Origin of the sequence: Pseudomonas sp. KT_2_4 (assembly GCF_041410225.1) — a bacterium.
Lineage (GTDB): Bacteria > Pseudomonadota > Gammaproteobacteria > Pseudomonadales > Pseudomonadaceae > Aquipseudomonas > Aquipseudomonas paracarnis.
Genome location: NZ_CP166962.1, coordinates 5,737,382 through 5,761,929, shown reverse-complemented (window position 1 = coordinate 5,761,929; position 24,548 = coordinate 5,737,382). Strand labels below are relative to the sequence as shown.

The 24,548-nt window shown below is 53.1% G+C and carries 21 protein-coding genes and 1 pseudogene; 2 read left to right on the top strand and 20 right to left on the bottom strand.

Going from position 1 to position 24,548, the window contains the following annotated elements:
• Positions 1 to 9: 9 nt before the first annotated feature.
• From kdpC to kdpF, 4 genes are all read right to left on the bottom strand, one after another.
• Positions 10 to 555 (bottom strand): potassium-transporting ATPase subunit KdpC, encoded by a 546-nt coding sequence (kdpC, locus tag AB9N64_RS26585; RefSeq protein WP_014717642.1) that lies wholly within the window; start codon positions 553 to 555, stop codon positions 10 to 12.
• A gap of 92 nt (positions 556 to 647) precedes the next feature.
• Positions 648 to 2,705 (bottom strand): potassium-transporting ATPase subunit KdpB, encoded by a 2,058-nt coding sequence (gene kdpB, locus AB9N64_RS26580; RefSeq protein ID WP_177345090.1) that lies wholly within the window; start codon positions 2,703 to 2,705, stop codon positions 648 to 650.
• Positions 2,706 to 2,720: 15 nt separating this feature from the next.
• Positions 2,721 to 4,415, bottom strand: a complete 1,695-nt coding sequence (kdpA, locus tag AB9N64_RS26575; protein WP_122301382.1) for a potassium-transporting ATPase subunit KdpA — start codon at positions 4,413 to 4,415, stop codon at positions 2,721 to 2,723.
• An 8-nt stretch (positions 4,416 to 4,423) separates the two neighbouring features.
• Positions 4,424 to 4,513 (bottom strand): K(+)-transporting ATPase subunit F, encoded by a 90-nt coding sequence (gene kdpF / locus AB9N64_RS26570; protein WP_003218754.1) that lies wholly within the window; start codon positions 4,511 to 4,513, stop codon positions 4,424 to 4,426.
• Between the two features lie 413 nt (positions 4,514 to 4,926).
• On the opposite strand from kdpF, the gene eat reads away from it, so the two are divergent.
• Positions 4,927 to 6,291, top strand: coding sequence for an ethanolamine permease (gene eat / locus AB9N64_RS26565; RefSeq protein WP_371359790.1), 1,365 nt, complete (start codon positions 4,927 to 4,929; stop codon positions 6,289 to 6,291).
• A gap of 111 nt (positions 6,292 to 6,402) precedes the next feature.
• Positions 6,403 to 6,570, top strand: a complete 168-nt coding sequence (locus tag AB9N64_RS26560) for a DUF2897 family protein (protein ID WP_003172675.1) — start codon at positions 6,403 to 6,405, stop codon at positions 6,568 to 6,570.
• 8 nt (positions 6,571 to 6,578) lie between these two features.
• On the opposite strand, the gene AB9N64_RS26555 is transcribed toward AB9N64_RS26560, so the two are convergent.
• The 16 genes and pseudogenes from AB9N64_RS26555 to asnB form a co-directional block, all read right to left on the bottom strand.
• Entirely contained in the window at positions 6,579 to 7,427 is an 849-nt protein-coding gene (locus AB9N64_RS26555; RefSeq protein ID WP_103451713.1) for a DUF1989 domain-containing protein, read from the bottom strand.
• A gap of 14 nt (positions 7,428 to 7,441) precedes the next feature.
• Complete coding sequence (locus tag AB9N64_RS26550; RefSeq protein ID WP_103451715.1) at positions 7,442 to 8,086, bottom strand: GntR family transcriptional regulator; 645 nt, start codon at positions 8,084 to 8,086, stop codon at positions 7,442 to 7,444.
• A gap of 139 nt (positions 8,087 to 8,225) precedes the next feature.
• Positions 8,226 to 8,558: a ComEA family DNA-binding protein gene (locus tag AB9N64_RS26545; protein ID WP_103451717.1), complete on the bottom strand. Its 333-nt coding sequence runs from the start codon at positions 8,556 to 8,558 to the stop codon at positions 8,226 to 8,228.
• Between the two features lie 147 nt (positions 8,559 to 8,705).
• Entirely contained in the window at positions 8,706 to 9,737 is a 1,032-nt protein-coding gene (locus tag AB9N64_RS26540) for a hypothetical protein (protein ID WP_130175574.1), read from the bottom strand.
• A 41-nt stretch (positions 9,738 to 9,778) separates the two neighbouring features.
• Positions 9,779 to 10,672: a glycosyltransferase family 2 protein gene (locus AB9N64_RS26535; RefSeq protein ID WP_103451720.1), complete on the bottom strand. Its 894-nt coding sequence runs from the start codon at positions 10,670 to 10,672 to the stop codon at positions 9,779 to 9,781.
• Positions 10,662 to 11,924: an O-antigen translocase gene (locus AB9N64_RS26530; RefSeq protein WP_103451721.1), complete on the bottom strand. Its 1,263-nt coding sequence runs from the start codon at positions 11,922 to 11,924 to the stop codon at positions 10,662 to 10,664. Before AB9N64_RS26530 ends, AB9N64_RS26535 begins: the two co-directional genes overlap by 11 nt.
• 1 nt (position 11,925) lies before the next feature.
• On the bottom strand, positions 11,926 to 13,053 hold the full coding sequence (locus tag AB9N64_RS26525; protein WP_103451723.1) for a DegT/DnrJ/EryC1/StrS aminotransferase family protein: 1,128 nt from the start codon (positions 13,051 to 13,053) through the stop codon (positions 11,926 to 11,928).
• Positions 13,054 to 13,986 (bottom strand): GNAT family N-acetyltransferase, encoded by a 933-nt coding sequence (locus tag AB9N64_RS26520; RefSeq protein WP_103451725.1) that lies wholly within the window; start codon positions 13,984 to 13,986, stop codon positions 13,054 to 13,056. It lies immediately after the preceding gene.
• Entirely contained in the window at positions 13,979 to 14,443 is a 465-nt protein-coding gene (locus AB9N64_RS26515; RefSeq protein ID WP_057013394.1) for a GNAT family N-acetyltransferase, read from the bottom strand. The genes AB9N64_RS26520 and AB9N64_RS26515 overlap by 8 nt, the downstream gene beginning before the upstream one ends.
• Before the next feature lie 4 nt (positions 14,444 to 14,447).
• Positions 14,448 to 14,849, bottom strand: a complete 402-nt coding sequence (locus tag AB9N64_RS26510; RefSeq protein WP_103451726.1) for an FdtA/QdtA family cupin domain-containing protein — start codon at positions 14,847 to 14,849, stop codon at positions 14,448 to 14,450.
• Between the two features lie 570 nt (positions 14,850 to 15,419).
• Positions 15,420 to 16,997: a hypothetical protein gene (locus AB9N64_RS26505; protein ID WP_103451728.1), complete on the bottom strand. Its 1,578-nt coding sequence runs from the start codon at positions 16,995 to 16,997 to the stop codon at positions 15,420 to 15,422.
• Positions 16,998 to 17,341: 344 nt separating this feature from the next.
• Positions 17,342 to 19,336 carry a nucleoside-diphosphate sugar epimerase/dehydratase gene (locus AB9N64_RS26500; RefSeq protein WP_094774456.1) on the bottom strand — a complete coding sequence of 665 codons (1,995 nt, stop codon included), beginning with the start codon at positions 19,334 to 19,336 and terminating at the stop codon, positions 17,342 to 17,344.
• Positions 19,337 to 19,425: 89 nt separating this feature from the next.
• Complete coding sequence (locus AB9N64_RS26495) at positions 19,426 to 20,448, bottom strand: glycosyltransferase family 4 protein (RefSeq protein ID WP_103451743.1); 1,023 nt, start codon at positions 20,446 to 20,448, stop codon at positions 19,426 to 19,428.
• 31 nt (positions 20,449 to 20,479) lie between these two features.
• Entirely contained in the window at positions 20,480 to 21,454 is a 975-nt protein-coding gene (locus AB9N64_RS26490) for an SDR family oxidoreductase (RefSeq protein WP_103451730.1), read from the bottom strand.
• Entirely contained in the window at positions 21,451 to 22,581 is a 1,131-nt protein-coding gene (locus AB9N64_RS26485; RefSeq protein ID WP_103451732.1) for a glycosyltransferase family 4 protein, read from the bottom strand. The genes AB9N64_RS26490 and AB9N64_RS26485 overlap by 4 nt, the downstream gene beginning before the upstream one ends.
• Positions 22,578 to 24,538 (bottom strand): annotated as a pseudogene (gene asnB, locus AB9N64_RS26480) (asparagine synthase (glutamine-hydrolyzing)). Before asnB ends, AB9N64_RS26485 begins: the two are co-directional and overlap by 4 nt.
• Between the last annotated feature and the right edge of the window lie 10 nt (positions 24,539 to 24,548).

The window sequence follows — 24,548 nt, the reverse complement described above, 5'->3', positions numbered from 1 at the left end:
TCGCAAGGCTTACAACGTTTCCAAAGCCATGTTCAGGGCCAGGACATTTACGACGGGCGGGCCAACCAACGGGCTTTCGATGTGCTCATCCAGCAACCGCTGCAAGGTCGACACCGGCACATTTCGCGCCGCCGCCACTCGCGCCAGTTGATAGGCAATCGCCTGCGGTGGCAAGTGTGGATCAAGGCCGCTGCCGGAGGTTGTCAGCGAGGCCAGTGGCACCGGGCCCTGGCCAGGCACTGACTGCTTGCTGGCGTCCTCGAATATGCGAGTCGCCAAGGCCGGATTGCTGGGGCCCAGGTTACTGGCACTGCTGGACACGGTGGCAAAAGCACCGGCTGACGGGCGTGGGTGAAACCAGCGGTCACCAGTGAAGTCCTGGGCGATCAGGCTGGAGCCACGCACCTTGCCGCTGGCGTCGCGCACCAGGCTGCCATTGGCTTGATCGGGGAAGGCCACTTGGGCCACGCCGGTGACTACCAGCGGGTAGGCCACGCCGGTGATCAGGGTCATGAGTACCAGCAAGCTCAGGGCCGGGCGGATGATGTTGGACATTTCAGACTCCTCAATTCAGTGGTGCGGTGGGACGCGGAGCGTCCGGGGCGGCGGCGTTCCCACGCGGAGCGTGGGAACGATCAGCGGCCAGGTCAAACCAGGTGCAGCGCGGTCAGTAGCATGTCGATGGCCTTGATGCCCACGAACGGTACCAACAGCCCGCCCAGCCCGTAGATCAGCAGATTGCGCCGCAACAACGCCGCCGCACTCGCCGCCTGCACGCGCACACCGCGCAGGGCCAATGGGATCAGCACCACGATAATCAGCGCGTTGAACACGATGGCCGAGAGGATCGCGCTCTGTGGGCTCTGCAAGTGCATGATGTTGAGCACGCCCAGTTGCGGGTAGATCGAGGCGAATAGCGCCGGCAGGATCGCGAAGTACTTGGCCACGTCGTTGGCGATGGAAAAGGTCGTCAGCGCGCCACGGGTCACCAGCAGTTCCTTGCCGATCTGCACCACGTCCAGCAGCTTGGTCGGGTCGCTGTCGAGGTCGACCATGTTGGCGGCTTCGCGCGCGGCCTGGGTGCCGTCGTTCATCGCCATGCCGACGTCAGCCTGGGCCAGCGCCGGGGCATCGTTGGCGCCATCGCCACACATGGCAACCAGGCGTCCATCGTTCTGCTCATGGCGAATACGCGCGAGTTTCTTCTCTGGCGTGGCTTCGGCCAGCACATCGTCCACCCCCGCTTCAGCGGCAATCGCGGCGGCGGTCAGCGGGTTGTCGCCTGTGACCATCACGGTACGAATCCCCAGCTTGCGCAACTCGGCAAACCGTTCGCGGATACCGGGCTTGACCACGTCCTTGAGATGGATCGCCCCCAGCAACTTGCCATCGGCGCACACCAGCAAGGGCGTGCCGCCGCTCTGGGCGATCTTGTCGATTTCCCGCGACAGCGCAGGCAGCAGGTCGCTGCGTTGCTGGCCGATAAACGCCAGCAGCGAGTCCACCGCGCCTTTACGGAACACACGGCCCTGATAGTCGACACCGGACAAACGGGTCTCGGCGCTGAAGGGCACGGCGGTCAACGCCTCCAGGCTCGGCTCGGCCTGGGGGTGCAAGGCGCGCAGGTATTCAACAATGGACTTGCCTTCCGCCGTGTCATCCGCCAGGGACGCCAGCAGCGCGCCTTCGGCCAATTCCCGGCCACTGACGCCAGGTGCGGACACCACGGCCGAGCAACGGCGGTTACCAAAGGTGATGGTGCCGGTCTTATCCAGCAGCAACACATGCACATCCCCCGCCGCTTCTACCGCGCGGCCAGACTTGGCGATCACGTTGAGACGCACCAGGCGGTCCATGCCGGCAATCCCGATGGCCGACAACAAGCCGCCAATGGTGGTGGGAATCAGCGTCACCAGCAGTGCGACCAGGAACACCAAAGGCAAGCTGCCATTGGCAAAGTGGGCGAACGGCTGCAGGGTCACGACCACCAGCAGAAAGATCAGGGTCAGGCCGATCAGCAGAATATCCAGCGCGACTTCGTTGGGGGTTTTCTGGCGTTTGGCGCCTTCCACCAGCGCGATCATACGGTCCAGGGTGGACTCGCCCGGGTTGGCGGTGATGCGGATGAGCAGCCAGTCCGACACCAGCCGCGTGTTGCCGGTGACGGCCGAACGGTCGCCGCCAGACTCGCGGATCACCGGGGCGGATTCGCCGGTAATCGCCGCTTCGTTGACCGCCGCAATCCCTTCGACGACCTCGCCGTCACCGGGGATCATTTCCCCGGCGGCAACACGTACCACATCGCCCTTGCGCAGGCTGGTGGCCGGCACCACCTTGAAGCTGCCATCGGATTCCTGGCGTCGGGCGCTCAAGCCTTCGCTGCCAGCCTTGAGGCTGTCGGCGCGGGCCTTGCCGCGGCCTTCGGCCAGGGCTTCGGCGAAGTTGGCGAACAGCACGGTGAACCACAGCCACACCGCGATTTGCACCGCAACAAAGGTGGGCACGGTGGTATCGGGCACGAAGCACAACACGGTGGTGAGGATGGCGGTCAGTTCGACCACCAGCATCACTGGCGAGCGTTGCAGTTGGCGTGGGTCGAGCTTGACGAACGCCTGGACCAGCGCCGGGCGCCAGAGAGCCGAGATGGCGGTTTTGGCAGGCTCCTGGGGTTTGACCGGGGCCGCGTTTTTTGCAGGCATATTCATTTTCATATCCCTTAACTAGAAGCCCATGCTCAAGTGTTCAGCGATGGGACCCAACGCCAGCGTCGGCAGGAAAGTCAGGCCGCCCACCAACAAAATGGTCACGGTCAACAGGGTCACGAACAGCGCACCATGGGTGGGGAAGCTGTTCTGGCCAATCGGTGCGGCTTTCTTCATCGCCAGGCTGCCGGCCAGGGCCAGTACCGGGAGGATGTAGCCGAATCGGCCGATCAACATGCCCAGGCCCAGCATCAGGTTATGGAACGGGGTGTTAGCGCCGAGGCCAGCAAACGCCGAACCGTTGTTGGCACTGGCCGAGGTGTAGGCGTACAGCAATTGACTGAAGCCGTGGGGGCCTGGGTTACTGATGGCGCCTGCCGGGCCGGGCAAGCTGGCGGCAATGGCACTCAACACCAATACGCCGACCGGCATCACCAGCAGGGTCACCACCAGCAATTGCACTTCCTTGGCCTGGAGTTTCTTGCCCAGGTATTCCGGGGTGCGGCCGATCATCAGGCCGGCGAGGAACACCGCGATCAACACGTTAAGCAACATGCCGTACATCCCGGCACCGACACCGCCGAAGATCACTTCGCCGACCATCATGTTGACCAGCGCCACCATCCCACTCAGAGGGCTGAGGCTGTCTTGCATACCATTGACCGAGCCGTTGGACGCCGCGGTAGTGGTCACCGACCACAGCACGGTACCGGTGGTGCCGAAGCGTGTTTCCTTGCCCTCCAGCGGGGCGGTTTGCTCTACGGCCGGGTTGTTCAGGGTTGGGTTGGGCTGGTATTCGGACCACAGCGACGTCGCGCCGCCGATCAAGAACAGCGCCAGCATGCACGCGAGGATCGCCCTGCTCTGACGCAGATCCTTGACGTAGTGGCCGAAGGTAAACACCAGTGCCACCGGAATCAGAATGATCGAGGCCACTTCAAACAGGTTGGCCCAGGCGGTCGGGTCTTCGAACGGATGCGCCGAGTTCACGCCGAAGAAGCCACCGCCGTTGGTGCCCAATTGCTTGATCGCAATCTGGCTGGCGGCCGGGCCCAAGGGAATCACTTGGTCCACGCCCTGCAGCGTGACGGCATCAACATAGTGGGCGAAGGTTTGCGGCACGCCCTGCCATACCAGAAACAGTGCGAGCACCATGCACAACGGCAGCAGGCCGTAGAGGGTGGCGCGGGTCATGTCGACCCAGAAGTTGCCCAGGGTCTGGGCAGATTTGCGCCCGATCCCACGGCACAGGGCGACCAGGACGGCGAGACCGGTCGCTGCACTGACGAAGTTCTGCACGGTCAGGCCGGCCATCTGGCTCAGGTAGCTGAGAGACGCCTCACCGCTGTAGTTCTGCCAGTTGGTATTGGTCATGAAACTGACGGCGGTGTTGAACGCCAGAGTCCATTCCTGGCCGGGCAATTTCTGTGGGTTCAGTGGCAGGGAGCCCTGGAATAACAGGATCGAGAACAACAGCAAGAAGCCCGCAAGGTTGAATGCGAGCAAGGCCAGCATGTATTTCTGCCAGCTTTGTTCCTGCTGCGCATCCACGCCCGAGAGGCGATAGCAGGCCTTTTCGACAGGCCCCAATACGGGCGTGAGCCAGGTGCGCTGGCCTTCCATCACCTTGTAGTAGAACCGTCCCAGAAACGGTGCCGGCACCAGTACCACCGCAAAGAAGGCGATGATCAGCCAATAGTCATAACTGTGCATAGCCGCTCCTAGTTCCGATCCGCGCGTAACAGCGCAACCAGCAGATAAATGAACAGCGCCACGGCCAATAGCAGTGACACCCCGTCCAGAACACTCATGGAAGTCTCCCCGTCTTGCGGCGATTGCCGCGTGTGGGGGCATTGTCCGCAGGAGGGGTGTAAAGGAACGAGAGCGAGGTGGTGGGTGGGGCGTAAAGATGGCGTAAAGAGTGGGTTTACGCGGGGTTTACAGCGGGATTTGCAGTGGCTGGGAGGGCCTCTTCGCGGGCAAGCCCGGCTCCCACATTCGACTGCGTTCTTTCAGTTAACACTCGGTCAAGTGTGGGAGCGGGCTTGCCCGCGAAAGCGCCCGCCAAGTCACCACCGCACTTATGTGGTGCAACTCATGCCACATTCAAACGCCAAACCGTCCCCCCGGCGACATAGGCACTGCTTTACGACATAGTTCTGAGGCTTGGCATAGCCACTGCAACACCTTGAATCATTCCAAACGGTTCAGGGAGCGCAGCACAATGAACACACAACTCAAACCTACCTTGGGCACCTTGCATCTATGGGGCATCGCCGTCGGGCTGGTGATCTCCGGCGAATATTTCGGCTGGAGCTATGGCTGGGGCGTCGCCGGGACCTTAGGGTTTCTGGTGACCTCATTAATGGTCGCCGCGATGTACACCTGCTTTATCTTCAGCTTCACCGAACTGACCACTGCGATTCCCCACGCAGGAGGCCCCTTTGCCTACAGCCGTCGCGCCTTCGGTGAGAAAGGCGGCTTGATTGCCGGCCTGGCCACTTTGATCGAATTCGTCTTCGCCCCGCCCGCAATTGCCCTGGCCATTGGCGCCTATCTGAACGTGCAATTCCCGGCACTCGACCCGAAGCACGCCGCCGTCGGCGCCTACATCGTATTCATGGGCCTGAATATCCTCGGGGTCAAACTTGCCGCCACTTTCGAGTTGGTGGTCTGCGTGCTGGCCGTTGCCGAACTGTTGGTGTTCATGGGCGTAGTCGCCCCGGCGTTCAGCTTCAGCAATTTTGCCCTCAATGGCTGGGCCGGTTCCAACACCTTCGGCGCCCCGGCGATTGCCGGGATGTTTGCCGCCATCCCCTTCGCGATCTGGTTCTTCCTCGCCATCGAAGGCGCGGCCATGGCCGCCGAAGAAGCCAAGGACCCCAAGCGCACCATTCCAAAAGCCTACATCAGCGGCATCCTCACCCTGGTGATCCTGGCCATGGGCGTGATGTTCTTCGCAGGCGGCGTAGGCGACTGGCGCGCGCTGTCGAACATCAACGACCCACTGCCCCAGGCGATGAAAACCGTGGTGGGCGACAGCTCCGGCTGGTTGCACATGCTGGTATGGATTGGCCTGTTCGGCCTGGTGGCAAGCTTCCACGGCATCATCCTCGGCTACTCGCGCCAGTTCTTCGCCCTGGCCCGTGCCGGTTACCTGCCGTCTTTCCTGGCCAAACTCTCACGTTTCCAGACACCGCACCGGGCCATCCTCGCCGGCGGCGTGGTGGGCATCGCCGCCATCTACAGCGACGGCCTGATCAACCTGGGCGGCATGACCCTGACCGCCGCGATGATCACCATGGCGGTGTTCGGTGCCATCGTCATGTACATCATGAGCATGCTCAGCCTGTTCAAACTGCGTAAGACCGAGCCACTACTGGAACGCACCTTCCGCGCGCCGGGCTACCCCATCGTGCCGGGTATTGCGCTGGCGCTAGCGGTGGTATGCCTGGTGGCGATGGCCTGGTTCAATGCCTTGATCGGGCTGATCTTCCTGGGCTTTATGGCGGTGGGCTTTATCTACTTCCAGATGACCGCACAAGACCGCATCGATGCGCCGGCGGATGCAATGTTGACCGGACAGTAGCGCCTATGAGGCAGAACGGGCCTACACTGAACTACTCAGAAAGCCCGTCACTCAAAGCAGTGATTACCGTGGGAAAATTCTCCCACGAACCTCTGCCTCAAGGAGCGTCTTATGCCGTGGTATGCATGGTTGATTATGGTAGTAGCGATCGGGTCGATCGTCGGTGGCCTGATGATGCTGCGTGACAGCGCCAACAAGGTGGAACTCACCGACGAACAACGTAAACGCGTAGCCGAGCGCAATGCGCAGGCAGATGCCAAGGATGCGCAGGATCGCTAAATCTTGCGTTACTCCCAATCCGCCTTGGCAATATGCAAGCCGTGCTGCCCCTTGTAGGCAGCACGTTCCGGTTGGCTCCAGCCATTGAGCAACTCATCCTCCAACCGGTAGATCTCCACCCCCAACGGACGGCACACCGTCAGCGGATCCTGCGCATCCGGCCCCCACATCGGTAGCGACAAATCCCCGCCAGGGCACGTCGACAACGCACAGAGCAGATCAATCTCGGCAAAAAACTCCAGGTAATCGCCCTTCTTCGCCGGACAGGCTTTCATGAAGTACATGTCATCCTGATTGAGCCCGGTGCACTGGAAAATATTCAACACGTCATGCACATCGAACTCCGTCAGCCCATGGGGCAATACCGCACGCGTCAGGTTCGAGTGGCAATGGTGATGAAAGTCCTCCCCGGTCAACATACGGTTCACATAGGGGTCGCATCGCGTGCCCAACAAATCGTGCAAACGCCCACCGTGCTCATCAATGCCGTAGCTGGCCAGGCTGTCATCGGTGATCGTGACCAAGGGCCGTAGAAAAGGCAGGTTCGACCACAACCGATCATGAGTGCTGACATGGGCGCCTTGAAGCTGCCGGGTGCGCGCGGCCCACAAACGTTCGCGTGGGTCATTTGCGTTCCACACGTTGAAGTCGCCCACCTGTGGGCCAACAGGCGTTGTCACACGGAACACATGCCCGGCCGGTACTTTCCATGCCCTGCCCGTACGGATCGGTACCTCGAACTGTTCGATCAATGTGCGCTGATCCTGGCGATCGCGGATACGCTCATAGAACGCTTTGTCCACCTGCAATGCTGAGCCTTTGCTGACCTGATAAGCGGCCGGATAGTCTTTGTACATGGGGCAATCCTCTATCAAGGGTGATCAAACAGAGCGAGGGAAAGGTGTTCGGAATCGTCCAGGTAAAGGCTCATCGCCTCGCTGGCTGCTGGTCTGTTGTGACTGGCTAATAAGCCGTATATCTCTTGATCGCGCTCCAGCCAGGGCGACTGGAAACGTTGCTCGTCAGGTGCAGCGCAGAACACCAGGCGTAACTGGGCGATCACCTGGGCGAAAAACCCGTCGAACAGGGGGCTGGCCATCAACGCAACAATCTGTTGATGGAACACCAGACTGTGGGTGGCCACCGCTCGCCAATCTTCACGCTCACGAGCCAGGGTGGTGGCCTCAATAGCGCTTTGCATACGCCCTGATTGAGCGTCCGTCAGCGGGCCGCTTTGGGCTATGGCCTGCAGTTCCAGGGTGCGGCGGGCTACGAAGAGGTCACGCACTTCCGCCCGCTCCAGGCGCCGAACCATTACACCCTTATTGCGGACGTAGCGAGTAAGGCCCTCCTGGCCCAGACGATGCAGCGCCTCACGAATTGTGTTGCGCGACGCGCTGTACCCGTTGACAAGATCCTTCTCGATTAATGGCATACCTGGCAATAACCGCCCACCAATGATGTCGGTGCGTAGTTCCATGGCGATTTGGTCGGCTAAAGACAGACTGGGTGTCATCACTACCTCAGGATTGTTGAACAATCATTGGGTAGATGTAATCACGTTTCATGCCAATAGCGCTTAAGCGTCTGAAGGCGCAGGCCTCCGACGAAGAAAAGGCCGGTCATTGACCGGCCTTCTAAGCTACCTCACATCCTCAATTGATAACCAACCTGTCGCGATTCTTCTCCAGCAGCGCCTTGCCGATGCCCTTCACTTCCAGTAACTCATCCACCGCCGTAAACGGACCGTTGCTTTCACGATAAGCCACGATTGCCTTCGCCTTGGAAGCCCCAATACCGAACAGATCACGGCGCAGGGTTTCGGAGTCGGCGGCGTTGAGGTTGACCTTGGTGGATTGCTCGGTTTGTGTCATTTGCACAGAAATGGGGGATGGTGCTTCTGGTTTAGCGGAGGGAGCAGCAGTGGCAGCAACCGAAATGCTGGTGAGGAAAGCGAAGAACAGGGAAGAAACATACGTGTTGTACATTGATGAAGCTCCTTAACATCGTTGATGTGAAAGCAGCTATTCCTAAGCTGCTTTATCAATCTAGGCGATGTTGGAAAACTTTCAAAAATGAGAGCGTTACAATGTGTGATCGGCGTAGTGTCAGGGCAACGTTTTGAACGTTTGACATCAAGCGCCTCCCCAATACATATAGGCCGATCGTAGGCCCATTACTATACCCGGGGCCAGAAGCAAGACAAGCAACGCACGTGAGGTCCCCTTGGCGGTGTTTAGAAACATTAAATAAATAAAAGGTATAATTATAAACGCAGGCTGCATGATCCTCATAAGATCTTGGTGAGAGTTAACAGATGTAACCGATAGCCCCAAGAAAAATAGGGCAACGCAAAACATCCTATTCAGCATGGCATTCTCACCACTTGAAAAATATAGATTAAAAAAATTTCGCCAGGCCGATAAAACTATCAAAGCCAATACAAACAAGAACACATACGCATAAACAAACAATCCAGCATTGGTCTCGCTTTCCCAATTGCCGTCACCTGAAACAACTACTTGCTTTAAATACCCAACAACCAAAGACCCCATCAATCCGACAAGCAACGAAATTGCATACTTTGTAGGAATTGAAAGCCTAGGGAAGCGATCAATAAAAATAAATATGAAAAAAACTACCACCGCCAAAATGCCACTGGAGTAATGAAATAAAATTGACAGGACTACGAATAATACCGCAACAATAAATCGAGAACTCAACATCCCCAGAAATAGCAATGTAAATGCCATGTGAGACCTCCATACCCATAGCACAGAAGCGTAGGAGGGGTACCACAACGAATATATTAAGACTGACAGAAGGACGAAAAACGCAGCTTGAAGGGCGTTTTTTTCAATCTTGCGTGCGGCGCAAAAAACAAATAACATCAAGAATGCAAATACTAACGACATGGAAGCAAATGCAAAAGACTGCAGATCAACAATAATCGAGTTGAAAACAGTATAGACCGAAAGGTATATACCCAACTCCAACTTACCTGTTTCCTCCGTCAAGGTGGTGGCGAAACCTAGCACATCTTCTGAAAGCAACTCATTGTAGAAAAAATAATAAGCCCTGGCATCAGTAATGGTTTCATTATCATTTACGATAACTGAAAACAAATAAGCACAGCCCATCATGAGCATGAATGAGAGCAGCAACATGACAAACGCGGCGAGCGTGGTTTTCCGCACACTTAACATAACTACCACTTAAAAAAAAGATGGATTATACCTTGGTAAAAGCGTATTTCTTTATAGGCACCAAGCGTACACGACAACTTCAAAAAATTACCCAGCGCTTCTTTCTTTCTAACGCTAGCAATATTTCTAAAACGTGTACATTCAAGTGCTGTGATCGCTGACGTATATTCCGGGCACTCACGGTAGTCCTGCAGAATTTTCATTTGGTGCTCATACATCAAATCTAGCTGCTTGAGGGTGTTCTCGGCGTGCTGCCGATATTCCGCCACCAACTCAGGAAGCGCTTGCAGATACCCGTTCGAAGCACTCGTCAACTTCAACCACATATCCCAATCCTCAACACGCGTATTGGTATTGAAACCGCCTACGCTGCGCAAGGTATCAAGCCTGAGCATGCCTGCGGCTGCCGGCACCTGCGCTTTAAGCATGATAACGTCACGAAAACTATACCTTCCAGACCCGATACGCGTGCTAGTACGGCGACTCTCATCGTCTATCAGGTAAATCGAACCAAACGCAGCTACGCAGTCTGGCTGACTTTCTAGATATTGAATCAGAAACTCAGTTTTTTCAGGCAGGATGCAGTCATCCGACGCCAATGCTGAAAAATACTTACCCTGGGACCATTCAAGAGCCGTATTTAGAGTCGTTGATAACCCTTGATTTACTTGAGCTATATAGGTGAATCTTACAAATCGTTGCTCACAAAGCGGCAAAAGATCTTGAATGAAGCTTCTTGATAAGTCAGAAGACCCATCATCGATGATGATCAGCTCAATATTTGCATAGCTCTGATTTATGACACTTCGAATGCTTCTTTCTACAAATTTCTGATGATTATAAACAGGAATACACATACTAACCAACGGTCCAGCGCTTTCCTTTTCAAGCAACATGCGAACCCCCCAAATACCGTTCAAATACGAAGCAATACATCACAATCAAATAAATTAAATAATTCACTGCGTGCGCGATGGCAACGCCTTCAAAACCAAATACATTGAGAAAAATAATAGTGAGCAGATAGAAACTTAGCGAAAAGACAATCTCTGTAATTACGTAAAGCTTCACCAGGGGCTTGCTTAACATGATATAAGCCAGCAACCAACCGCAAGTTTTAAACAAGTCTCCTACTAACTGCCAAAAAAACAAATCCCGCATTGGAGTAAATTTTTCGGTAAACAGCAGAGCGATGATAAGATCACGCAATACAAAAACGACTAGGCCACCTAATATTACTAGAGGAACGAGTAACTTAAGGCCAGAAAACACTTCTCGTTTTAGTATAGCCTTGTTATTTTCAGCTGAAAGTCGCGGCAGGAAATAAACACTCAAGGTCGTGGTAATCAGTAAAAGATAAGCAGCGCTCAATCGCCACATCGCCTCCCAATACCCCGCTTCCACCCAACTCAAATTTTCTCCCAAATAGTTACGCACCAGAATATGGCTGATCGGTACGCATAAGGCAGACGTCAACGCCATTAGCGTGTATTTAGCTAAATTCGCAGAGGTAGCATAATCAACTTTGCCGAACAGAAACTTAAATTTGAACCATGTCAAGCGGAAGCAAAATATTAAAGTAGCCAAGAAGCTCAGCGATTGATAAATGGCCAACCCAACCAGCGCACCATACAAGCCAAGCTTCATCGCAAGCAGCGCTGTTGCAATGAGCGAAAATAGGCTACCTGATATATTCGCTAAAACGTATCTGACTATTTCCCGTTTGCCGTTCAATATAGCTAGCAATAAGGAGTTTAACGAAAAAAACACCAAGGCTAATGAAAACCACACAAATACACCGGCAAAGCTCGCATCTTTGAGAAACCAAAGTGCCAGCTCTTCCGAGAAGATCAGAATCAAAATACTCAGAAAAATCGAAGCGCTAACGGAGATCGTGCCTGCGGTACGCCAAACAACTCTCTGTTTTTCTAAATCCGATTCATATTCAGCAGTGTATTTAGTAACTCCTGTATTAATAGCGCCACTTGCGAATGTCGTTATCATTTGAACAGCATTTTGAAACTGCCCAACCGCCGCATACCCAGCAGGACCGACGTAAACTGCAAGTACTTTATTAATACCCAGCAGCGCAATCATCTTGATAAGTACCGCAACGCCATTCAGCAAACTGGTTCGTATAAGGTTCATTTCATCGATCGCTGAAGGAAAAGCTATTACACGCTTTGATAACAGCGTTGACGTCAGCCATTGTCATTGTCGGGCCGATAGGCAGGCTCAGGACCTGCTGATGAATCAGCTCAGAGACTGGAAAACTTTTCTCATTCAACTGAGGGTAAGCGCTCTGTTTGTGTGGCGGAATAGGATAGTGAATTAAGGTCTGCACACCACACGCGGTCAAATGCTGCTGCAGCTCATCACGTTTATTGCTCCGAATGACGAATAAATGCCATACATGCGAATCGAAAACCTCAGCATCCACAGACGCCGATAACGGCAATTCAATATGAGGGTTCTTAATATTCTTCAAATAAGTATTTGCAATGGCCTTACGTTGTTGCGTGTGCTGATCCAGATAGCGGAGTTTCACGCCTAGCATCGCCGCCTGTATTTCATCCAACCGACTGTTAACGCCCTGATACAAATTTTTATAACGTTCATGAGAACCGTAATTGCGTAAAGCTCGTAACGTGTCTACCAGTTCAGCATCATTGCTGGTAATGGCACCACCATCACCAAGCGCTCCCAGGTTCTTCCCAGGATAGAAACTGAAACCCGATGCATTACCCCAATTTCCAGCCTTGCGCCCTTGAATACTCGCACCATGAGCTTGTGCAGAGTCTTCAAGGAGCAATAAATCATGCTCTTGGGCAATGGTAAGAATCGCCGGCATATCAGCCAGCTGTCCATATAAATGAACGGCAATAATCGCTTTGGTTTTTGGAGTAATAGACTTCAAAATATGCTCGGGGCATAGGTTGAATGTCTGAGGGTTCGGCTCAACCAATACCGGAACTAGACGATTTTCTGTAATAGCCAAAATACTAGCAATATAGGTATTAGCCGGGACAAGGACTTCATCACCCTCTTTCAGCTTACCCAGCTCTTTCCACGCGCGCAGGGTCAGGATCAGTGCATCGAGACCGTTTGCTACCCCAACACAATATTTAGTACCACAGTAATCCGCAAAGGCCGACTCGAAGTCTTGCAACTCATTACCGGCAATGTACCAGCCGGAGTCGATAACTCGCTTACAAGCCGCGAGTAGCTCCCCACTCATTTCGGAATTCACAGACTTCAAATCGAGAAAACTGATCATTTATAACTCCATTCGGTAGAAATCATGTACAACGGCTCGCGCACCAAAACCTTCTTTTTGCGAAACAAGCCCTTCATTGAGCACCTGGCCGCCATCTTCCGTAGAAATACCGAAGCTAAAATATTGTCGGTTACCGTACACATCGCTGATTAAATTATTCAAAACAAAATCCAAAGCACCTACTTGCCTGCCCGCATCACTGGCTGCCAAATATTGCGTATGCACGATGTGTCCAAAATCAAAAACCATCGCAGCAGCCAACAGTTGACCTTCCAGCACAGCACCGAAGACCTTTATATTCTCTGGGAAGCGTGACATTAAAAGTTCAATTTCGGATAGCGAATGAACAGGCTTAGAGTCGAAGCGTTCCAATACTTTAGACAGAAGCGCATGAAAATCGGCAGTGCTTACCGAAGAACTGAACGTGACAGCATTTTTCTCGGCTTTCTTTATGACACACTTTCTAGAGTCAGAGAGCTTAGGCGCCCGAGCAATCTCTATCACTGACGAAACATCACGACGAAACAACTTCGCATTATTCCTGAACAACGCGTAAAGATCCTCTTCTGCGGGATAGCGCGTAAATACAGAGGGGATGCACTTGTATACCAAATCCACGGCACCGAGATCTTTATAGTGTGCCTTTAATGCATCAAATATGTCCAGCATTGCTTTGCAACCAACATCTTTCAGAAAAATAATACCGGCGTAGGTCAGGCCAGAGTGGCTGAAAATCGTCGTATCAAAAATATTTGCTGGAAAAATCGCAACCACACGTTTTTTCTTATAGATCAACACCGACACATCATTGAAACGAGCTTCATGATAGCGAAAGTACTGAGTCAAGTGGATAAAGTTACCATTCTTTGAATGCTCAACTACGTAATCCCAATCTTTACTCAGAGAGGCATCGTATCTCTTCAGTTCATACATCTGGCTTATTGCCTATATTGATTTCCATTACACATAGCCCATCCAAATGACCGGCCATCTCAAACCCTACTTTCTGATAAAGCTTTATCGCGCGAATATTATTAGGGCTAACCTTGAGAAATACGGATGACACACCGATGGAAAGCGCAAAGGCAAAGATCTCCGTTATTATCGATTGACCGAGACCTTTCCCCCATAATTCTTTTTCGCCAAGATAACCCCAGTACTCGGCACGCTGATCGATAATGTTCTTTAGACCTGCTGCGCCCACTTTTCGCCCGAAATACTCTAAACCGAAGATCCGATAGTCATCCCTATCTACCAGTGAATTGAAAAAACCAATTTGCTGTTCATCCGTGAAGCTGGGCGTTTGCGTTAACTCTTTAATTTCAGGATCACGAAGCCACTTCCCGCTTAAAGCGAGATACTCTTCATTATAAGCGACCAATTTGATCATGGCCTTATTCACTTATCAGCTTATAAAATTCTGTATAATCTCTAATATAATCACTTTCTTCATAAGGCTCACTAGCGAGAACCAGGAGTACGCAATTTTCGCTAAAATCGTGCATCTCTCGCCAAGTAAGACCCTCAATTAAAATCCCCTTGGTGGGGCAATCGAGGACAACCTCTTCCCTGCTACGGCCATCGTCCAGTACCATCCTGCACTGACCAGCCATGCAAATTGCTACTTGCTTAAGATTATGGTGCGCGTGGAAGCCACGACTGACACCTTCGCTGGTATGGTAAATATAGTAGACCCGCTTAATTTCGAAAGGGATCAACTTCCCTTGTTCAATAGAAACCAAGCTACCTCGGTGGTCACCAAGTTTTTGAAATTCAATCCACTTAACTAGACTCACGCTGCCCCTCCATGCCATATCAGTGATAACGTAGTACACGTACTTCAGGTCCAACGCCGCGCTAAGCTTTACGTTACTTCTACTGATTGACCTATTGCTTGCCGGTCAAGCTCTGCAGTCGAATATGCTTATTGCCAGACAACAGCGCCCTGTCGGTCGTAGATCTATTCGATCATGACCGTCCTGCCTCGGCAAGAACCATAGGCTACCGGGAGCCTCAGACCTCATCCACTGGCCAACGTGCAGAAAACCTGAAAGCACTAATGCAGCCCCCCTCGCCGCCCCCTGCTTGGAGCCCTCGCTCTAGCCTGGAAAGACCAAGCTTCCTTGCTGAACATACAGATAGCGGGTAAAAAACTGAGATTACTTTTTTGGACAGCGATTCTATCACTTGGATGGCAGCAAGACATCCCTGGCTGGAGCACTTTCTTATGCCCCAATCCTGAACGCCGACGATTCGCTTTACTGCTGGGGCTGCTCAAGGCAATGCTCCTATTGCAGGTGTCCGCCCTACGACTGCGAAAAAGCATTGAAGAGACACAAAAAAACCCGCCGTAGCGGGTTCTATTTCTATTTCAATGTCATCCCTGACAGTGCTTGAGAGCCGTAAAACTTCAGCTCACCGTCCTGCCACCACGCTGCAAAATTTTCACCAATACCTCCTGGCTCAACCGCCTGGGTAGTATCTACAGCAAAAGGTTGACCTTGACTCGATACGGAAGGCAAAGACAGAAAGCCCATAATGACGCAGCCTTTTGGAGAAACACCCGGCGCAGCATTGCGTCGCTCGAGTACCACAGACCCCAGCGACCAATCACCCGTCTGTTCAACGAATACGTTTTTAACGCGAACGTAGTCAACATCCGTGATCAGTACGGCCGAGTCTCCACAATCACCGTAAACGCCGTCAATTTCGACGTCATAGCTGCCGACGCCAAAAATATCCACTAGTTGACCCGTTACATTATCGCCAACGTTGTCAATGAATTTGTTGTTACCGTAGGACGTGACAAGCTCATAGCAGTCTTCTGGTGCGCCATCCACCCAGCACTCTTTGATTGTCAGACCAGACGTCTCCCAAAATTCGCAGACTTCATTTCCTGCACTTTCCGAACCCTCGGTTTTCTGAAAGAAGCACCGCAACACCGTTACATCCGTCGTCCGGCGCCATTCAAAAAGGCGACGGTCCGCGACGTTACCCTCGAACGCGCAATGTTCAAATATACATTTATCCGCGCCGTTACCGTACACAGCAGTTTGCGTTACTCCCGGAGTATAGGTAAAGCGCACATTTTTGAAGTGGCTGTTTTTGATCATATTAGGCAGTTGGCTGTAAATGTTACCGCCGGGCTTCATATAGTTGAGATCACCAATGCCAACTGCACAGCCGGAAATCAAGGTATCCCGCACAGCGACGTATTCGATCGTCCAGCCGTTACCGACATGCCAGTGAAAATGGCTGGATGTAAATGCACAACGATCAACTTCAACCTTAAACTCGCCCGCCCCGTAAGCATAGAAAACACCATTGGTTGAGGAGTTCTTCGCATTACCCGACACGATGCAGTCCGTCAGCTTGACATTCTTACCTGCAGTACCGGCCCCAAAGAAACAATAGTTCGATACACCTGCGATCTCGCAGCCATACATCTCGAGCGACCCGGAAGTGAGGTAGGCAAGCAGCTCATCAGCAGCGCCGTCAGCGCCCTGGAACTTGCAACGCTCAAATACAACCGGCGTACCGAAACCAACCAGATTAATAATTGACGAGCCATTGGAAGATCCCGATGCAAGTACATTATAAAAACGCACATGGTAGGTCGCCGATGGATCATTGAGAACAAAGCCAGGCTTACCACTAGCGAAGGTAATATCTTTATCTCTTATAATATAGGGGTCTGACTGAGTGCCCGTCCCGCTGTACGCGAGTGCGGAAGCCGACGCTTCAGAGTTAATCGTTACCTCAGCCGCTGTGGTGCGAATATCAGACGTCACACCAACTTCCGATAGGTTAGCTGGCCCTGGCTTGATCCAACCTTGGATACCGGCATTGCGGCGTACTGCCTCTGCCTTGAACATTGCTTGCACCCGTACCCCCTCGACAGAGATATCATCCAGCGAAGCCCTATTTTCGTTATTGGAAGTCATAGTTACCCTCTAAATTGCCCAATCAAGTGGGCTATCAATTTCCAAGCCAGGTCGACGCGGTTACGGCGTAATCTGGCCTTTTAATACCAAGCGGCATAATTTTGCCTTAACCGCTTAGCATCGCTCTTTGCCATTCCAGCGATCCCAATGGCTTGCAGACATGATATGCATAAACGCATCAAATATCAATGCATTTATGCATATCCGAAGAAATGAGCTAGTCCAGGCACCCAACCCCTCGCCCTCCAGATCCCTGAGCAGCACGCTTAAAGCCACCCTCGCGCGCAAAAAAAAGACCAATCAGAGACTGGTCTTTTCGTTCAAGCTTGATTCCGTATTTCAGCTCAAGGCTCTAGTCGACGCTGTTGGTAAATCCAGTCGACAATTTCACCGTCTGGCGCGTAGCCACTGACTGTGTCGCGGAGTAATTTACGCACTTGACTGTAATCATCTTGATCTACCGCTGCCAGCAACTCGGTCAGCTTAGCCTTGAGTACATCCCAAGGCAGGTGATCTTCGTTGGCGCTCATAATCATCGGATGCGGGGTGGCAACAACGTTATCCCCTATCAGCAACTCTTCATACAGCTTTTCGCCAGGACGCAAACCGGAAAACTCAATAGATATATCTCCATGAGGATTCTTATCCGAACGAACACTGAGCCCGGATAAGTGGATCATTTTCTCAGCTAGCTCAACAATTCTCACCGGTTCACCCATGTCCAACACAAACACATCGCCCCCAAGTCCCATAGAGCCCGCTTGGATCACTAACTGCGCGGCCTCCGGAATGGTCATGAAATAACGTGTGATCTTTGGATGGGTCACGGTCAATGGCCCCCCGGATTTGATCTGCTTGTGGAACAACGGGATAACCGATCCTGAAGAGCCCAGTACATTTCCGAAGCGCACCATGGTGAAGCGTGTTTTGTTGACGTGGGATACGTTTGATTTATCACCAAACAGCACCGGCGCTGGTTCACGGCTGAGCGCCTGCAACGTGAGTTCTGCTAGGCGTTTGGTGCTGCCCATGACATTGGTGGGTCGAACAGCCTTGTCAGTCGAGATAAGCACAAAGTTTGCCACGCCAGATTGAAGCGCCGCTTGCGCAGTATTCAAAGTACCGATCACATTATTCAGTACGCCTTCGGCGATGTTGTGTTCGACCATGGGTACATGTTTATACGCTGCTGCATGGTAAACCGTATTGACTCGCCATGTTCTCATAACATCCAGTAATTTTGACTGGCTGCGCACCGAGCCAAGTATGGGCAGTAATTTTACGGGCAAAGACTCTCGCGTTATCCGCTGCTCCAACTCAGAAAGAATGCTGTAGAGGTTGTATTCGCTATGCTCGAATAACAGCAACGTTGTAGGACATAGTGAAAGTATTTGCCGGCACAGCTCAGAGCCGATCGATCCGCCGGCACCCGTCACGAGAACGCATTGCCCCTTTATGCAATGCTCGAGCAATTCACCTTGTGCGGGTACTGCATCGCGCCCCAGCAAGTCGGCAATATCGACTTCCTGAATATCATCGACTTTGACTCGTCCGCTGGCCAGGTCCATGAAGCCCGGAACACTGCGTACATGGAGCGGAAAACCCTCTAAAAACCCCAGTATTTCACGCCGACGCCCGCGATTAGACGACGGTATCGCTAGCAGTATTTCTTGAGCGCCGGTGGCATCGATCATGCGCTGGATATTCTTAGGCTTATAAACCTGCAGGCCGGAAATGACTCGATCGGAGATACTTGAATCGTCATCAATGAACGCCACAGGGCGCATCAATCGCCCCATGCGCAAAGCCGCAACCAATTGATTACCGGCAGCACCAGCGCCATATATTGCTACGCGCGGCAAGCCATCTTCACGACTGGTGAAAGGCACATGCTGAGCAGCGGCAAACCAGTCGCCAAGGAAATACTGGCGCATAGCTAAACGCAATCCACCCACCATGATGAGGCTGAGCCACCAATAATTGAAAACAATGGAGCGCGGGACCACGTTCTGATGGTTACTGTACCAATAGACGACCACTCCCAAGATCAGGGATGAGAGGCTTACAGCCTTGATTATCGCAATCAAGGCATCATTACCAAAGTAGCGCATGACAGCGCGGTACATCCCGAAGCGGATAAATAACGGAATAGCTACGACAGGCGCACTGAGAAACAACCATCGATGCTCGCTGAAGGGATTGATCATTTCGTCTACACCCAAACGAACGACGAAAGCCATCCATAGCGCCAGCCACACAAGGACGACGTCGGTCATCACCTGCAGAATCCGTTTCTTACGGCGAGGAAGACCCAGCAAATATGTCCGTATCGTATCCATAAACCCTTTAAACACCTCTTGGAGCGCCTGACGCAACATTCACTCTGTAACAATCATTTAAACATTTTGCGCGAATGCCGACCTTAAAACTAAGCGTTTTTTTCCACCGCGCCTGCGCGGTACTTTAGCGCCAGCAGTATCAGTGGTGCATAGGCGATTAACAAACCTAATGGACCATTGAGCCCCAGCAGTGCTACGCAAAGCGCTATAGGCACCAACCAGAGTAGGTTAATCATCAAAATCGAAAGGGTGACCGGCAAGTGTGCCCCAACTTGGCGCGAGGCAAATTGATAAGCGTGGCTACGATGGGCCTCGTATATCTTGTCTCCACGAGCAAGCCGTCGGCCCAATGTAAATGTCGCGTCGACAATAAAGACGCCGAGCAAAATCAGCCATACCCAAAGTAAAACCGCAGAGTGCCATGCCGCGTGCAGCGATAGCAGGCCAATGATAATACCCAGAAAGCCACTCCCAGCATCCCCCATGAATATCTTTGCCGGAGGAAAATTCCAGTACAAGAATCCGATAACCGCCATGCTCAGGATCAGCGGCAACCAGATAAGGTCTTGATAGCCTGCCAACCAGTAGACCAGGCAGGCTCCTAGGCATGCACAGACGGCCTCTACGCTTGCGAGTCCGTCAATTCCGTCCATGAAGTTGTAGAGATTGAGCATCCACACCAGATAAAAAACCGCGAGGACATGTCCTATTAGCCCGAGGTCGATACTGCTTCCCACGAAGCTGACCGGCGCAAGGCCATTGAGCCAAAAAAGCGCCCAGGCGGCGGCGCTGAAATGTCCCAGCAAACGCCATCTAGCAGCAATATGCCCATGATCGTCGAGAAACCCAAGCAGTGCAGTTACCGCCCCCGCGCCCAGTAGCGCCCACATCACCGATAAAGTGATTTGGTTACCTGCCCACAACAACGGCAAAGCAACAAGGAATCCAACAACGATGGCCACCCCTCCCCCTCTCGGGGTAGGCACAGAATGAGAACTACGCGCATTCGGAATGTCGATCAAACTGCGGGTCAAAGCGTAGTAGCGCAAACACCATGTAAGAACGAGTGCCAGGATTGCAACGCACGGTGCAAGCCAGAGTAAATCTTTCATCAACAGCTCCAAATTCCGTCCCATCTAAGGACTACTTCGATTTCAGGCTTTCCTGGAAACTTCTGGCCGTTTTGCTCAGGGCCTGCGCAACGGTTAAGGGAGGCGTCCACCCCAACAAACTCCGGGTTTTGCTTATGTCGACCTGTAAGGATCCGCACAAGCGGCGCGCAACATCTTTACGTCCTAGTAGAGCGGCTCCCCTAAGCAGCAACCAAGCAGGTACTGGAATCAATCGCACTGGGGTTTGCAACGCCTCGCCCATGCGTTTGAGCAACTCAGTGGTGGACATGTCGTCATCGTCGCTGACTAGAAACGTCTGATTGGCGGCGGCAGCGTGGTCCAGGCAAGTCACAACCAGATCAACCAAGTTATCCAGGGCGACCAAACTCCGCTGGTTGGGAATCGCACCCAGAGGTAGTGGCACGCCCTTGTTCAACCAACTCATCATGCTGCGGAAATTGGCTTTGACCCCAGGTCCGTAAACCAGAACAGGGCGGATAATGACGATTTCCATCCCGGTCGCGTTACCCAGCAACATGAGCCGCTGCTCTGCTTCCATTTTAGATATGCCATAGGCATCCACGGGCGCGGGCATGTCATCCGCAGTGTAGGGTTTGCCGGGGACTGTCCCCTCCCCATTCACTTTGATAGAGCTGATAAATATAAAACGCTTGACGCCGGACCGGGCGGCTGACTCAGCAAGCTTCAACGTGCCGGCGACGTTTACGCTTCGATACTCGGACAACGGATCACTGGAAGCATCGGACATTATGTGTACCCGCGCAGCGCAGTGGACCAGGACGTCAACCCCCTCCAGAGGCTGGTCGCCCTCAAGCAGAAAGTCTTCCCCCACCTGCACTGCCACTGTGTTGCCCGGAAGCTTCACCCCCACGCGCCGGACAAGTGCCCTGATCTCCACGCCTGCCTGAGCTGCGAGGCGTTCCAATACTGCACTGCCGACGAAACCAGTTGCGCCAGTAATCGCGTATGTCTTTTGCTGAGTCAAACCTTCTTCTCCAGTTGCCTGTAGACATCCAAGTGCTGGCCGACGATCTCTTCGATTGCGAATGCCCGCATCGCCAATTCGCGCCCCGCCTGACCAAACTTACGACGTAGCACGGGGTCTTCGATCAGCACCTGCAACTGACTCGCCAATGCCTGTGCGTCCCGGACTGGAACCAATAAGCCGGTCACGCCAGGTTCGATGGCGTCACGGCAGCCTGGCACATCCGTGGTGACCACCGCTCTTGCGCAGGCGGCGGCCTCAACTAAAACTTTCGGCAGGCCTTCCCGGTACGATGGCAACACCACAATATTCGCCGCGCCGAAGAGGGCAGCAATGTCTTTGCGGTAACCTAGCAATTCGACCAAACCCTCCTTGCGCCAGTCTGCAAGCTGCGCTGCCGAAACCGTTGCCGGGTTACCTGGGTCAATATCACCGATCAACTGAAAACGCGCCTCTATGCCATGCGCCCTGAGTATCCTCGCCGCCTCTACAAACTCAACTACACCTTTATCAAGCAAAAGACGCGCGGCGAGACATACCACGGGAACACCCTCTGGCTCCGGCACACTGGAGTACAGAGACAAATCGACGCCCGACCCTCTGATCATGACGACCTTAGACGCATCAAGTCCGCCTATGCCCAACAGCAAATCACGATCATCAGGGTTCTGGAAAATGGCCCGCAGGTTGCGTTTACCTAACGCCGCTTTATAAAAAGTGCTGACTACCTGACGGGTCAATGCCGCCTTCAAGCCTTTTGACAAAAACACGAAACCTAGCCCCGAAATAGCCGCGACGACGCCTTTAACCGGCGCAAGTCGAGCGGCGATGCCTCCGTACAGAACGGGCTTGATTGTGACCAAGTGCAATACGTCCGGTTTCAGCCGCCACAGCAACTTCCAAATGGCAAATATCAAACGCAGCTCTGCCATTGGATTTCGTCCGCTGCGAGATAACGGCAGCTCGTGATGCTCAAATCCCGCCTTAGTTATAGTTTCAACGGCATGACCTGGCATACTCGCTATGTGGACACAGTAACCGGCGGCCTGCGCACCTTTTGCAACAGGCAGGCGGTGGGAAAGAAAAAAGCCCGGATCATTAACGATAAATAACAGCACAGTGCTCATGCTTGTTCTTCCAACCATGCTTGAAACATCAATATCGTCCATAAGTGCGGCTGCCAATTGCCGCGCCCTTCCAAATGCTCTTGCCACATTTTACGGATCGAAGCAGGGTGAAAATATCCTTCCTGATGAAGGCGCGCTTCATTAAGCAGCGATTCGGCCCATTCGCGTAAAGGCCCACGCAGCCATGCACCCAACGGAATACCAAAGCCTTGTTTTGGTCGCTCAATCAATGCCTTGGGAACATGACGATAAAGCACCTCGCGCAACAACCATTTGCCTTGGCCGTTGCGAATTTTCAGTTCTAGGGGCATGCGCCAAGCCAGTTCAACAACCCGATGGTCCAGCATCGGCACCCTCCCTTCAATACTCGCAGCCATGGCTGCGCGGTCCAGCTTGACCATAATGTCATCGGACATGTAGGTCTGTGCATCCATAGCCATCATCCAGTGCTCAAAACTGTCCGTTTCGGGCCACCTGCCGCTATCGGTGAATATGGTTTTTGGCTCTTCACCGCCAATCACCACGCTGGCGGGATCGCTCCAGTGACTATTAAGCTGCAGATAAAATTGATGCCCATCGGCAAGTGTCAGAACATTCGCCAGTTTGTGCGCCTTTTCACCTGGCGTACTTAGGTGCAAACGCTTGGGCAACAATGGTTTGGAAACGTGGAACAAGCTATCCCAAGTAGATGGAGACACGGAGCGCAAAAGCCCGGCAGCAGCCTTGCGGGCAACAGGTGGAAGTGACTGCATTTTAGACCAAACATTTTTGGCGCTCAGATAGCGGTTGTAGCCACCGAAGAGCTCATCACCACCGTCCCCGCTCAGCACGACTTTGAGTTGCTGCCTGGCCAACTGACTGACGAGGAAAGTCGGGATCTGGGAACTGTCACTGAAAGGCTCGCAATACATTGAGGGCAATTGCGGGATTACCGCGAGGGCATCCTGAGGGCTCACATAGAGTTCCGTATGCTGCGTCCCTAAGTGCTTCGCTACGGCCTTGGCATGTACCGCTTCATCGTATCCGCCTTCATCAAAACCAATAGTAAAGGTTCGCACGGGTTGCATGCTTTGGGCTTGCATCAACGCTACAATCGTACTGCTGTCGACGCCACCACTGAGAAAAGCACCCAACGGAACATCTGCCAACATTTGTTGACCGACGCTGGCGAGCAACTGTGCCTCCAGCAAATCCATAGCTTCCGTTGGAGTACCCGAAAACGGGTTCGCAAGCCCCTTTTTCACTGCGTCATTGAGCCGCCAGTACGCTTGAGGGGGCGTTACTTTTGCGAGCGGGATATCCGATAACGGGAGCGTGACATAGTGGCCCGGTTCAAGCTTCCCAATCCCTTATAGATACTGTAAGGGGCAGGAATGCAGTTATGTCGTAACAACAACGTCAATGCATTACGATCAACTTCTCCCCGGAAACCTGCAAAGCCTTTAATCGCCTTGAGTTCAGAGCCAAGAAGCAGAGTGTCATCTTGCCAGCCATAGTAAAGCGGCTTCTCACCCATGCGGTCACGAGCTAACGTCAACTTCCGCTCATGCTTATCCCATAGTGCGAAGGCGAACATACCCACGCAGGCCTGTAGAGTTTTTTCTATGCCCCAACCTGCTAAGCCAGCGAGCAGTACCTCGGTGTCAGAATGACCACGCCATCCATGTTGGGGAGCCAGTCCTTCGGTCTCAAGTTGCTGGCGAAGCTCAGCGTGATTGTAAATTTCACCGTTGAATACGATGATAAAACGTCCGACGCTGGACTGCATTGGTTGATGGCCAGCAGCCGATAGGTCGACGATCGAAAGGCGGCGGTGGCCAAGGGCCAGTCCAACTTCTTGATCCTCCCAAATGCCTCCATCGTCAGGGCCACGATGGAGTATGGCCGCATTCATGCGCGCTACAATATCCGACAAGCTGCCTGTATTAACATTGAAAATACCGCTAAATCCGCACATTAATGAGTAT